At 71.8% G+C, this 12,439-nt stretch carries 9 protein-coding genes and 1 pseudogene; 7 read left to right on the top strand and 3 right to left on the bottom strand.

Annotated features, from left to right (window positions below):
- The first annotated feature begins 29 nt into the window (after positions 1 to 29).
- Positions 30 to 875, top strand: a complete 846-nt coding sequence (locus ABZZ74_RS23010) for a fused MFS/spermidine synthase (protein WP_356767716.1) — start codon at positions 30 to 32, stop codon at positions 873 to 875.
- A gap of 70 nt (positions 876 to 945) precedes the next feature.
- A pseudogene (locus ABZZ74_RS23005) lies at positions 946 to 1,053 on the top strand (spermidine synthase-like protein); the annotation flags it as partial.
- Between the two features lie 116 nt (positions 1,054 to 1,169).
- Here the strand turns inward: ABZZ74_RS23005 and ABZZ74_RS23000 are convergent.
- Positions 1,170 to 2,468 (bottom strand): MFS transporter, encoded by a 1,299-nt coding sequence (locus tag ABZZ74_RS23000; RefSeq protein ID WP_356767714.1) that lies wholly within the window; start codon positions 2,466 to 2,468, stop codon positions 1,170 to 1,172.
- Between the two features lie 89 nt (positions 2,469 to 2,557).
- On the bottom strand, positions 2,558 to 3,631 hold the full coding sequence (locus ABZZ74_RS22995; RefSeq protein WP_356767712.1) for a hypothetical protein: 1,074 nt from the start codon (positions 3,629 to 3,631) through the stop codon (positions 2,558 to 2,560).
- A 129-nt stretch (positions 3,632 to 3,760) separates the two neighbouring features.
- On the opposite strand from ABZZ74_RS22995, the gene ABZZ74_RS22990 reads away from it, so the two are divergent.
- Positions 3,761 to 4,213, top strand: a complete 453-nt coding sequence (locus ABZZ74_RS22990) for a DUF4442 domain-containing protein (RefSeq protein ID WP_356767710.1) — start codon at positions 3,761 to 3,763, stop codon at positions 4,211 to 4,213.
- Positions 4,214 to 4,270: 57 nt separating this feature from the next.
- On the opposite strand, the gene galU is transcribed toward ABZZ74_RS22990, so the two are convergent.
- Positions 4,271 to 5,233, bottom strand: a complete 963-nt coding sequence (gene galU, locus ABZZ74_RS22985) for a UTP--glucose-1-phosphate uridylyltransferase GalU (RefSeq protein ID WP_356767708.1) — start codon at positions 5,231 to 5,233, stop codon at positions 4,271 to 4,273.
- Between the two features lie 373 nt (positions 5,234 to 5,606).
- Between galU and ABZZ74_RS22980 the strand changes: the two genes are divergently transcribed.
- From ABZZ74_RS22980 to ABZZ74_RS22965, 4 genes are all read left to right on the top strand, one after another.
- A complete protein-coding gene (locus ABZZ74_RS22980; RefSeq protein WP_356767706.1) occupies positions 5,607 to 7,400 on the top strand; it encodes an RICIN domain-containing protein in 1,794 nt (597 codons plus the stop codon).
- Positions 7,401 to 7,667: 267 nt separating this feature from the next.
- Entirely contained in the window at positions 7,668 to 10,133 is a 2,466-nt protein-coding gene (locus ABZZ74_RS22975) for a glycoside hydrolase family 3 N-terminal domain-containing protein (RefSeq protein WP_356767703.1), read from the top strand.
- Positions 10,130 to 11,689 carry a carboxylesterase family protein gene (locus ABZZ74_RS22970; protein ID WP_356767701.1) on the top strand — a complete coding sequence of 520 codons (1,560 nt, stop codon included), beginning with the start codon at positions 10,130 to 10,132 and terminating at the stop codon, positions 11,687 to 11,689. Before ABZZ74_RS22975 ends, ABZZ74_RS22970 begins: the two co-directional genes overlap by 4 nt.
- Before the next feature lie 85 nt (positions 11,690 to 11,774).
- On the top strand, positions 11,775 to 12,425 hold the full coding sequence (locus ABZZ74_RS22965; protein ID WP_356767699.1) for a DedA family protein: 651 nt from the start codon (positions 11,775 to 11,777) through the stop codon (positions 12,423 to 12,425).
- Positions 12,426 to 12,439: the final 14 nt, after the last annotated feature.

The following is a 12,439-nucleotide window of genomic DNA, read 5'->3' as shown; positions in this document are numbered from 1 at the left end:
GGGGCGTCGTCCGGCCCCACAATGAGGAGGTGACCGAACCCATCCCCGTCAGCAGGACCACCGACTTCGGTGTCGTCAAGCTCATGCCCGACGTCGACCGGGAGCGGGCCTGGCTGCTGACCGTCGACGGGGCGCCGCAGTCGTACGTGGACCTGGACGAGCCGGAACATCTGGAGTTCGAGTACGCGCGGCGGCTCGGGCATGTCCTGGACCTCGTCGCGAAACCGGGGCGTCCGCTGGACGTGCTGCACCTCGGTGGCGGCGCGCTCACGCTGCCCCGGTACCTCGCCGCCACCCGCCCCGGTTCGCGGCAGGACGTCGTCGAGGCGGACCGGGGGCTGCTGGAGCTGGTCGTGGAGCATCTGCCGCTCCCGGCCGGCGCCTCCGTCGCCCTGCACGGCGCCGACGCCCGCGCCTGGCTGGAAGCGGCCCCCGCGGACTCGGCGGACGTCATCGTCGCCGATGTCTTCGGCGGCTCCCGCGTCCCGGCCCACCTCACCTCCGTCACCTACGCCCGCGAGGCGGAGCGGGTGCTGCGCGGCACCGGCGTCTACCTGGCCAACCTCGCCGACTCCTCGCCCTTCGCCTTCCTGCGCTCCCAACTCGCCACGTTCGACGCGGCCTTCGAGCACCTCGTGCTGATCGCCGAACCGGCCGTCCTGCGTGGCCGCCGCTTCGGCAACGCGGTCCTCGTCGCCGCGCACCACCCCCTGGACACCGCCACCCTGACCCGCCGCACCGCCTCCGACGCGTTCCCCGCCCGTGTCGAACACGGGCCGCCCCTACGGGACTTCATCGCCGGGGCCCGCCCCGTACGGGACGAGGAGGCCGTACCTTCACCCGAGCCCCCCGCCGGGGCGTTCGGTATCGGCTGAGGTGGCCGGGGTTGCGGGGAGGAGCGGCCGGCCTGTCGCGCCGCTTCTGGGTGTCTTCTCGGTCGGGGCGCAATTCGGGTCGGGGCTGGGGGAGTTCATCGTTGGTGCGCGTTCCGGGCGGGACGAGGACGGCGTACCTTCACCCGAGCCCCCCGCCGGGGCGTTCGGTATCGGCTGAGGTGGCCGGGGTTGCGGGGAGGAGCGGCCGGCCTGTCGCGCCGCTTCTGGGTGTCTTCTCGGTCGGGGCGCAATTCGGGCCGGGTCTGGTGGAGTTCATCATCGGAGGCTGTTACCTCACCCGAGCCCCCCGACGGGGCGTTCGGTATCGGCTGGGGTGTCCGGGGTTTCGGGGAGGAGCGGCTGGCCGGCGCGGCGTAGGTTTCGTACGTCCGGCACCGCCAGGACCGCCGCCGTGACGACCACGATCAGCGCCGAGCAGCCCCACAACGCGGCGCTGCGCCCGAGCGCGGCCTCGGCCGGGCCGGCCAGGGCCGCGGCGAGGGGCATCAGCGCGATGGACCCGAACCAGTCGTAGGCGGAGACCCGGGAGAGCTTCTCCTCGGGTATCTCCTGGTGCAGCGCGGTCATCCAGCTCACCCCGAACACCTCCACCAGCGAGCCCGACAGGAACATCACCGCGCACAGCACTCCCACCGGCGTCGGTATCGCGAGGGCCGCGGACGGCAGGGCCATCGGGAAGACGCACAGGGTGCCGGCCAGCAGCAGTCGGCGCGGCTTCCAGCGGGTCATCAGCAGGGCGCCGGCCACCGTGCCCGCGCCGAAGAAACCGAGGGCCAGGCCCCACGGGCCCGCCCCGCCGAGGTCGTCGCGGGCGACGAGCGGGCCGTAGACCGAGTCGGCGGCGCCGAGCACCGCGTTGGCGATCGAGAACTGCACGACGATGCCCCACAGCCACGGCCGCCCGCTGAACTCCCGCCAGCCCTCCCGCACATCGGCGATCATCCCGCCGCCCGGCTCGCGCGGCGGTATGTGGCTGACGTCCAGGAAGGACCGTAGCGACCCGGCGACGGCGAAGGCCGCCGCGTCCGCCGCGAGCACCCAACCCGGCCCGACCGCGGCGACCATCGCGCCCCCGAGCGCCGCCCCGCCCAGCCCCGCCCCCTGCATCGCCATCCGGAACAGCGCGAACGCGCGGCTGGCCTGCTCGCCCGTCACCGACGACATCAGCATGCCCTCGGCAGCCGGGCTGAAGAAGGCCTGGCCGGTGCCGCCGAGGGCGCTGAGCAGCATCATCTGCCACAGCCGGGGGTGACCGGCCAGGACGAGTGCCGCGAACACGGCCTGCGACAGGCAGTTGAGGGCGTTGGCCGTGACCATCACGCAATGCCGGGGCAGCCGGTCCGCCACCGCGCCGCCGATCAGCAGGAACACCACCAGGGGGAGCGTGCGCGCGGCCGCCACCAGACCCACGTCACCGCCGTCACCGCCGGCCTCCAGCACGGCGAACGCGGAGGCGATCAGCGCACCGTTGCTGCCGAGGTTGGTGACGACCGCCGCGGCGGTCAGCAGGCGGTAGTTGCGGCCGGCCCCGGCGGGTCTGCGAGGGCTGTCGGAGGCGTCGGCGGAGGTCACCGGCCGACTATCCCCGCCGTGACCCCCGCTTGCCAAACCGTTTCCGCGCCATACCGGAGGCCTCGTCGGCCACGGTCGGAGACGTCGGGTCAGCCCCCGGTCGGCGGTTCCTTGGCCAGCCGCACCGTGCTCATGATCTTCATGACGGTCGCGTCCGGGACCTCTCCCTTGACGCCCGTCGCGCCGTAGAGACTCCAGGCGACGAAGTCCCCGGCGGAGTTCTTGAAGCCGAAGGTGATGGCCTTGCCGTCACTGTCGCACTTGGACTTGCCGATCTGCGGGCTGTTCTTGGAGCGGGCCCAGGCGTAGCTGCCCTCGATGCCGGAGGCCGTGGTGAACTTCTTGGCCGTCTTGTCGTAGGTGATGCTCTTCTTGTCCGGCTGCGTGTAGCCGCCGTAGACCCACCAGGGCACCTGGTTCACGGCCACCTGGTCGGTGCTCTTGGCGCCGTCCGCTCCCTTGGTGCCCACGGCGGCGAGCGCCGTGTCCTCCGTCCTGCCGTCCTTGTCGTCGTCGGAGGTGCACCACTTGGACTTGTAGTACGCCGGCGCGGACATGGTGATCAGCGGCTTGGCGCTCGCGTCCTTCTTGTCCTCGAAGCCGATCAGCATGGTCGGCGAGTCGACCTCCCAGTCGGCCGGCACGTCGAAGACGGTGCCCCACTTGGGGTTCACCACGGCCTTCCAGCCCGCGATGGTCGCCTTCTCGGTGGTGCCGCCGCGCGGATCGTCGTCGGAGGCTGACTGGCTGGGCTCGGCGGACGTGGTGGGCGACTGGCTCGCCCGCTTGTCGCCGCCCGAACCGCCGTCCGCCTTGTCGTCGTTGCTGCCGCCCAGGACCAGTGCGCCGGTGACGCCCGCGGCCACGACCACGGCCGCGGCGGCCACGATCGCGACCACCTTCGTCCTGTTGCCGCCTCCCCAGCCGCCCCCGCCGCCGCTGGGCGGCTGCGGCGCGCCCACGGGTCCCGGCGCGCCCCACTGCGGCTGCTGCGCATAGGGGTTGGGCTGCTGGTATCCGGGCTGCTGGTACGGATTCGGCTGTTGGTAACCCGGCTGCTGGTACGGGTTGTGCTGCTCCTGCGGAACCGGCGGGACGGGTCCTTGGGGAGTCTGTCCCTGCGGGTTCTGCTCGCCCCCTGGCGGCTGCTGTCCTGGCCACATGGGCAGCAACCCTAGTGCCGTCCGGGACACGATTCGGTCACTGTGGCTCGTCAACGCCGTAGCAAAGGGCGGAGCGGCGCTCGTCACACCACTCTGGCCAGTCGAGCTACCCGTGGGTAACATCCGGTCATGAGCGCAGATCAGATGTCCGTCGGTGAGCTGCTGGCCGCGACGGTGCCCATGGCCCGGACCCTGAACCTCGAGTTCCTGGAGACCACGCCCGAGAAGGCGGTGGTGACCCTGCCGGACCAGGGCGAGTACCACAACCACGTGGGCGGGCCGCACGCCGGCGCGATGTTCACGCTCGGCGAGACCGCGAGCGGGGCGATCGTGCTGGCCGCCTTCGGGGACCAGCTCGCGCGGGCCGTGCCGCTGGCCGTGAGCGCGGAGATCGGGTACCGCAAGCTGGCGATGGGGGCGGTCACCGCGACCGCGACCCTCGGCCGCCCGGCCATCGACGTCGTGGCCGAACTGGACGCGGGACAGCGCCCGGAGTTCCCGGTATCGATCGAGATCCGGCGCTCGGACGGTGCCGTCACTGGTGAGATGACCGTCGTGTGGACCCTGCGTCCCAACGGCTGAGCGCCGTCGCGGGGCCCGGCCCGGGGAGTACGTCGTCCCCGGGCCCTTGCCGTGACGTCAGGCCGCGATCCGGCGGCGGCGCCCGATGGCGGTGCCGGCCTCCAGGTCCGCGACGAACTCCTTGAGCCAGGCGACGAATTCGGGGCCGAGGTCGTCCCGGTCGCAGGCCAGCCGGACGACCGTGCGCAGATAGTCGGCCTTGTCGCCGGTGTCGTAGCGCGGTCCGTCGAAGACCACCCCGTGCACCGTGCCGCCCGCGGCCAACTCCTGCAGGGCATCGGTCAGTTGGATCTCGCCGCCGCGACCGGGGCCGGTGCGCTCGAGGGTGTCGAAGACGGCCGGGTCGAGGACATAGCGGCCGATGACCGCGTAAGTGCTGGGCGCGTCCTGGCTGGACGGCTTCTCCACCAGGCCGGTGACCCGGACGACGTCGTCCTCGCCGGTCGCCTCCACGGCCGCGCAGCCGTAGAGATGGATCTGCTCCGGCGGCACCTCCATCAGGGCCACGACGCTTCCCGCGTAGTGGTCGCGCACGTCGAGCATCCGGCTCAGCCGCGTCTCGCGCGGGTCGATGAGGTCGTCGCCGAGCAGGACGGCGAACGGCTGGTCGCCTACATGGCGGCGGGCGCACAGCACGGCGTGCCCGAGGCCGAGCGGCTCGCCCTGCCGGATGTGGTGGATGCCGGCCAGCCGGGCCGGGTCGCGCACGGCGTCCAGCCGTACGGCGTCTCCCTTGGCCGCCAGGGCCTGCTCCAGCTCGAAGGCGTTGTCGAAGTGGTCCTCGATGGCCCGCTTGTGCCGCCCGGTGACCATCAGGACGTCGTCGAGCCCGGCCGCGGCGGCCTCCTCGACGACGTACTGGATGGCCGGCTTGTCGACGACGGGCAGCATCTCCTTCGGGGTGGCCTTGGTGGCGGGAAGGAAGCGGGTGCCGAGTCCGGCGGCCGGTACGACGGCCTTGCGGACGCCGCGGACGCTCTGGGTGGGGGCGGGGGCGCTTGAAGAGTGGGGGGCGGTCATGCGGCTCATGCTGGCCGACGGGGATGAGAGGCCGCCGAGAGAAACGTCGGAGCCCGCTGTGTGTCCGGTCCGACGGGGCCCGGAGTTGAAGGTTTCGTGTGTCAATGACCCCTAGGTGTACACAACTCGGCGGGCAGGCGAAACCTTCTTTCGAATGCGGGTGCGGATACCGTCGGTAACTTATCTGAAGTTGCCCATCTTTGAACTTTGGTCATCCGAACTTCTTGTTTCCTGTGCATCAATTGTGCGAAAGTGAGCGACCTCATAGCGGTGAGTAACTGACGCCGCATAGGTATGCACCAATCAGGCACCTGCTTTCCGACGGACGTGCGCATTCCGCCTGCCGTCCTGCGGCTTGGAAGGAATTGGTTCAGTGCAATCCCCCTACCCCCCACGACCTCCGTTCCCGCCGCGCCCCGGCTCCGGTCCGGAGGAGTCCGACCGCAACCTCCTCGCGCAACTGGGCCAGGGCGTCGACGGTACGCGCGCGGGTGCGTTGCTGCTGGCCAGACACTGGCAGGCGGCATATGACTACGCAGCCATATGTCTGGTCTCGGCGGACGGTCCGGCGTCCATGGTCGCCGCCGCCGCGTTCCACCGGGTGCTCGGCCGGTCCGCTCCCGGCGCACTGCGGCCGCAACTGCTCGGCGCCGTCCGGGACACGGTCAAGGAGTGGGCCGCGGACGAGCGAATTTCTCTTCTGCTGCCGGAACTCCGCAAACCGACCGGAGGGCGCGGGCTGCGTGCCGCACGCTCCGTGACGCCCGAAAGGCGACAGCTCGCCGAACGGGCATTCCGTGCCCTTCCCGGAGCCTCGCAATGCCTGTTGTGGCACACCGAGGTGGAGGCGGAATCGATAACCATACCAGCCGGTCTGTTGGGTGTGGACGCGCCCACCGCCACGGCCGCGCTGGAGCAGGCGCGCGAGCAATTCCGCGTCGGCTGCGTACGCGCCCACCGGGAACTGGCACCCGGCAGGGAATGCCGCTTCTACAACCGCCTTCTCGACGTCCCCATCCGCCGGGGCGGCGCCCTGCTCCCGGACGTCCAGCAGCATCTGACGGAGTGCCGGTACTGCCGCCACGCCGCCGAGCAGCTCAGCCACTTCGAGAGCGGGCTCGAGGTGCTTCTCGCCGAGACCGTCCTCGGCTGGGGCGCCCAGCGCTACCTGGACTCCCGCCCCGGCCGCGGCGGGGACCGCACGGCCCGGCCCGGCCGTCCGAACAGCGGCGGCCGGCACCGGCCCGCCACGCCTCACAGGCGCACCAGAGCCGTGGTCGTCGGGGTCGGCCTGACCGCCCTCGCCCTGCTCCTCACCGTTCTGGTCACCAAGGGCTGGTCCGACGACAGCGGTGTCCCGAACGTGCGGGCCACCTGGAGCCCGGTGAGCAGCAGGTCCCTCGATCCGGCCCGGTCCGCCGACGACACCTCGTCCGCCGGATCGCCCTCGCCCGCCTCCGCCGGGCAGTCCGTCGAAGTCGGCCGCGGCCGGCTCCGCAACACCGACCGGGGCCTGTGCCTCGACGCCGAGGGCGGCCGGGCCGAGGCAGGGGTGGCGGCGGTGCTGGCGGCCTGTTCCTCCGCCGCGTCCCAGCAGTGGTCGTACCAGGACGACGGCCTGCTGCGCAGCGACGCCGACCCGTCCCTGTGCCTGGACGCCGACAAGCGCTCGCTGGTCCTCGCCGGTTGCGCCGTACACGCGGGGAAGGTGCGCTACGACCTCACGGTGCGCGGGGAGTTGCTGCTGCGCGGCGGCGACGGACTGCTTGTCGCGGCCGGACAGGGCAGGCGCCCGGAAGTCGCCGAGCGGAACGGGTCGGCCGGGCAGCGCTGGGAGCTGGAGACCGGCGGCGACGTGCGCACCCCGGACGGCCGGGGGAAGCGGCCCTCGGAGGAGCAGCCCGTGCCCGGCGCGACCCCGCCTGCGCCGCCCCCTGGCCGCGCCCCACGACCGGCGCCGCAGGACGAGCAGTACCGGCCGAAGTTCGTCCAGGTCCACAGCGAGCCCCGGCCCGCCGAGCCGCCCGCCCCGTTTGACCCCCCGCTCGACCGCGTCCGCACGCTGACCGCCGACACCCTGAACACGGTCACGACCACCCTCGGGTCCGTCCTGAACCGAACGGGCCCTGCCGACCTGAACCGAACAGGCCCTGTCGGCCTCGGTTGAAGGAGCCACGGGGGCCGTCCCCTCGGGGGCGGCCCCGTCTTCGTTCCTGGTGCGCGTTCGACTCTTGTGCGCATTCGACGCGTTTCCTGTTCGTGTCATTGACACGAGTCACCGCCGGACATAGTTTTCCCGCCGCGCCACCGGTGTCCAACGGGTCGTCACCTGCATCTGCCGCACACCGCGTTCAGATGCCGAACACACCCCGGAACGCCATGGCGTGACTGCGGTTCACATCGTCGTGCCCGCACACCGAAGGAGTGACGGCTCATGTCCGACACCGTCTCCCGGCGATCCGCCCTGCGTCTGATGAGCGGCGCGATCGCCGTCGCCGCGGCGGCCACCGGCGCTCTGACGCCTCCCGCCCACGCCCTGGCCAGACCCGAGGCGGGGGCCGGTCCCCGCGTCGAAGGCCTCCTCGCCAAGCTCACCCTTGACGAGAAGATCTCCCTGCTGCACGGCGCCACCGACCCCGCCTCGCTCGGCCAGGCCGGCTACGTCCCCGGCGTGCGGCGTCTCGGCATACCTCCCCTGCGCCTGACCGACGGCCCGGCCGGCGTCCGCGTCACCCGCCACGCCACCGCCCTGCCCGCCCCGGTCCTGCTCGCCTCCGCCTTCGACCCCTCGCTCGCCCGCCGCTACGGCCGGGTCGTCGGCCGCGAGGGCCGCGCCCTCGGCCAGGACGTGCTCCTCTCCCCGATGGTCAATCTCATCCGCACCCCGTACGCGGGCCGCAACTTCGAGACCTTCAGCGAGGACCCGTTGCTCGCCTCCGACCTGGTCGCCGCCGAGATCAAGGGCATCCAGGGCGAGCACCTCATCGCCACCGTCAAGCACTTCGCGATGAACAACCAGGAGCAGGACCGCATGTCGATCGACGTGCGGGTGGACGAACAGACCCTGCACGAGCTGGAGTTGCGCGGCTTCGAGGCCGCCATCGACGCGGGCGCGGGCGCCGTCATGGGCGCCTACAACAAGGTCAACGGCACCTTCTCCTGCGAGAACAAGACCCTCCTCACCGACATCCTGCGAGACCGGTGGGGCTTCGACGGCTGGGTGATGACCGACTGGTTCGCCGCGCACAGCACCGTCACGGCGATCACGGCGGGCCTCGACATGGAGATGCCCGACGGCACCTACTTCGGCACGGCGCTGAAGACGGCCGTGCAGAACGGCAGCGTGCCCGAGCGCCTCGTCGACCGTTCCGTCCGCCGCGTCCTCGCGGTCATGGACCGCTTCGGTCTGCTCGACGGCAGCGTGCCGCCTCGCCCCGACCGCGACGCGAAGGCGGGCGCGGCCGTGGCCCTGGAGGTCGCCAAGGCGGGCGCCACCCTTCTGCGCAACGAGAACCGCACCCTCCCGCTGACCCCCGGCGGCACGGTCGCCGTGATCGGCCCGACCGGCAGCCTGCCCTTCGTCAGCGGCGGCGGCAGCGCCCATGTCGTCCCCGATCACGCCGACAGCCCGCTCGACGCCATCAAATCCCGCGCGGGAAAGGTCACTTACGCGCTCGGTGAGGACCTCTTCGGCAAGGCGATCCCGGCCGCCGCGCTCACCCCCGTCTTCGACAGCGAGGCCCAGAAGGTCGGCCTGGGCAAGGTCTGGACGTACGACGGTACGCTCACCGTCACCGCGTCCGACGAGTGGACCTTCGTCCTGCACTTCTCCTCCGCACCCACCGCCCGTCCCGAAGTCCTGCTCGACGGGACGGAGTTGTTCCCGCAGGCCGCCGGCTACGGCGAGTACTTCCAGGGCGGGCTGGTCTCTGCCGCCCCCGACGGACTGTCCGTACGCCGCAGGACACTGACGCTCGCCAAGGGCGCCCACACCCTGCGCATCACCGCGCGGGGAGGAGCGGACGGCCTGCTGTTCCGGCTGCGGCGCAGCACCGGAGCGACCCGCGCGCAGGACGTCGCCGAGGCCGTGAGCGCCGCCCGGCACGCACGTGATGTGGTGCTGTTCGCCTACGAGGACGCCACCGAGGGCCTGGACCGCACCACCCTCGCCCTCCCCGGCCACCAGCGGCAGCTGATCGAGGCGGTCACCAAGGCCAACCCACGCACCACGGTGGTCCTCAACACCTCGTCCTCGACATCGATGCCATGGCTGACCTCCACCGGCGCCGTTCTGCAGATGTACTACCCGGGCCAGGAGGGCGCGGTCGCCACCGCGGCCGTCCTGTACGGCGAGTGCGACCCCGGGGGCCGTCTCACCCAGTCCTTCCCGGTCGACGACGCCCACCATCCCGTCGCCGGCGACCCGCGCCGCTACCCAGGCGTGAACGGCACCGAGGAGTACTCGGAGGGCATCCACGCCGGCTACCGCTGGTATGACGCCCAGGGCGAGCGCCCCCTGTTCCCCTTCGGGCACGGGCTGTCGTACACCTCCTTCTCCTACGGTGACCTGCGCGTCCGCCGGGCCGGCCGCGGACTGCGGGTGTCCTTCACCGTCCACAACACCGGGCGACGCGACGGGATCGCCCTCCCGCAGGTGTACGTCGGCCCGTCGCCCCACCTCGAACTCGACCAGGCCATCAAGGTGTTGGCCGGTTACCGGCGGGTGGCGCTGCGGGCGGGGGAGCGACGGCGTGTCGAGGTGGACATCGCCGCGCGCACCTTGTCCTCATGGGACCCCAAGCGTCACGATTGGGTGCTCGGGACCGGCCGGCGCACCGTGTGGGCCGGCGCGTCCTCACGTGATCTGCGGCTGCGGACGAGCGTGGAGGTGGGCAAGTGATACGGCGCATCGTCATCGCACTGACAGCCCTCGCGGCGGCCTTCGTCGCCCCCGTGCCCGCCGCACAGGCGGCCTCCCACGGCGATGGCACGGTGGTGCGCACCGACGCCGGCCGCGTGCGGGGCGAAACCACCACGGAGGGACGGCAGTTCCTCGGCATTCCCTACGCCCAGCCCCCGGTCGGCGCGCTCCGCTGGCGCGATCCACGGCCCGCCCGGCCGTGGCACGGGGTCCGTTCGGCGCGCTCCTTCGGCAACAAGTGTGTCCAGACGTCGAGTTGGGACCCTGGCTACGAGCAGCCGTCGTACACCGAGGACTGCCTCGATCTGAACGTTTACGTCCCCCGGGGCTCCGCCCGGCGCGCGGTGCTCGTCTGGTTCCACGGCGGCGGCCTGACCGCGGGTGCCGGACAGGACATCGTGCCCGACACCTTCGCGCGGACGACCGGCACGGTCGTCGTCACCGTCAACTACCGCCTCGGTGCGATGGGTTTCCTGGCCGCTTCCGGCCTCGACAAGGAGGCACGGGACGGGGTCTCCGGCAACTTCGGCATGCTCGACCAGCAGGCCGCGCTGCGCTGGGTGCGCGCCAACATCGGCCGCTTCGGCGGCGACCCGGGCCGCGTCACCATCGCCGGCGAGTCGGCGGGCGGCCGCTCGGTCTGCACCCAGCTGGCCTCACCGACGGCGAAGGGCCTGTTCCGCGCCGGCATCATCGAGAGCGGTGCCTACGGCGACTGCGACGCCCGCACCCACGCGGACGCGGTGGCCCAGGGAGCCGACTTCGCCCAGAAGCTCGGCTGCGCGACCGTGGCCTGTCTGCGTGGCAAGTCCGCCCGCGAGATCCTCGAGGCGCAGGGTGACGGCGACTGGGGTCCGGTGACCGGCGGCGCCTTCCTGCCCGTGCAGCCCGAACAGGCCATCGCGAACGGGACGGCCTCCCGGGTGCCCGTGCTCAACGGCTCGAACAAGGACGAGGGACGCCTCTTCGCGTTCTCGCAGTTCGATCTGACCGGCAGACCGCTCACCGCCGAGCAGTATCCGGCGGCCATGCGCCAGGACTTCGGCGAGGCGGCCCTGGCCCGCTACCCCCTCTCCGCCTACCCGACCCCGACCATCGCCTACGCCACGGCACTCGGCGACGTCCTCTTCAGTTGTCCCGCGCTCCGACTAGACGGCCTCCTGAAGACCCGGGCCCCCGTCTACTCGTACGAGTTCGCGGACCGCACCTCCCCGCCCTTCGCCTCCCTGCGCAACCTGCACACCGACTTCGACTTCGGCGCGACCCACGTCGACGAGGTCCAGTACCTCTTCAAGCACTTCGGTCTGGAGTCCCCGTTGAACACGGAGCAGAAGGTGCTGGCGGGGCAGATGGTGCAGTACTGGGGATCCTTCGTCCGGGACGGGGTGCCGCGAGCCATTGCACAGCCCCCGATGCCCGCCGGACCAGGGGCGGTCCTCTCCCTGAAGACGGCCTCGAAGGGCGGGAACACCCTGAGCAGCACGGGGCACCGGGAGCACCGGTGTGATCTCTGGGACGGCACCGCGACGGGCTGACCCGGTAGGCTTCCCGGCATGCGCCCCCGTGCGGCGCATGCCGGGAAGACGGCTGTCAGGGTTCACGATCGGGGAGGAACCGGCGTTGCACGTCCAGGAGTGGCTCGACACGGTGCCCGCGGCTGCCGTCTACGCCGTGGTGGCGCTGGTCATCGGCCTCGAGAGCCTGGGCGTACCGCTGCCGGGCGAGATCGTCCTGGTCTCCGCGGCTCTGCTGTCCTCCCAGCACTCCGGCATCAACCCGGTGGTCCTCGGCGCCTGCGCCACCCTCGGCGCGGTCATCGGCGACTCCATCGGCTACGCCATCGGCCGCAAGGGCGGCCGGCCACTGCTCGCCTGGCTCGGCAGGAAGTTCCCCAGACACTTCAGCGAGGGCCATGTCGCCACCGCCGAGCGCTCCTTCGAGAAGTGGGGCATGTGGGCCGTCTTCTTCGGCCGCTTCATCGCCCTCCTGCGCATCTTCGCCGGCCCCCTCGCGGGCGTCCTCCACATGCCGTACTGGAAGTTCCTGATCGCCAACGTCCTCGGCGGCATCTGCTGGGCGGGCGGCACCACAGCGGTCATCTACTACGTCGGCGTCGTCGCCGAGGACTGGTTGAAGCGCTTCTCGTACGTGGGTCTGGCGGCGGCCGTGCTGGTGGGTGTGGCGTCGATGCTGGTCGTACGGCGCAAGGCGAAGAAGGCGGCGGCGGAGCGGGAAGCAGCCGAGTCGGAGCCGGTCCCCGCCGCCGACTGACGTCCACGACCGGC

Source organism: Streptomyces sp. NPDC006476 (genome assembly GCF_040612015.1).
Taxonomy (GTDB): Bacteria; Actinomycetota; Actinomycetes; order Streptomycetales; family Streptomycetaceae; genus Streptomyces; species Streptomyces griseorubiginosus_B.
This window is presented reverse-complemented; position numbering and strand designations above follow the sequence as displayed.

Bases quoted from the DNA above. Each gene is read 5' to 3' on its own strand.
- ABZZ74_RS22995 (WP_356767712.1), bottom strand. From the start codon at position 3,631: ATGTGGCCAGGACAGCAGCCGCCAGGGGGCGAGCAGAACCCGCAGGGA.
- ABZZ74_RS22990 (WP_356767710.1), top strand. From the start codon at position 3,761: ATGAGCGCAGATCAGATGTCCGTCGGTGAGCTGCTGGCCGCGACGGTG.
- galU (WP_356767708.1), bottom strand. From the start codon at position 5,233: ATGACCGCCCCCCACTCTTCAAGCGCCCCCGCCCCCACCCAGAGCGTC.
- ABZZ74_RS22975 (WP_356767703.1), top strand. From the start codon at position 7,668: ATGTCCGACACCGTCTCCCGGCGATCCGCCCTGCGTCTGATGAGCGGC.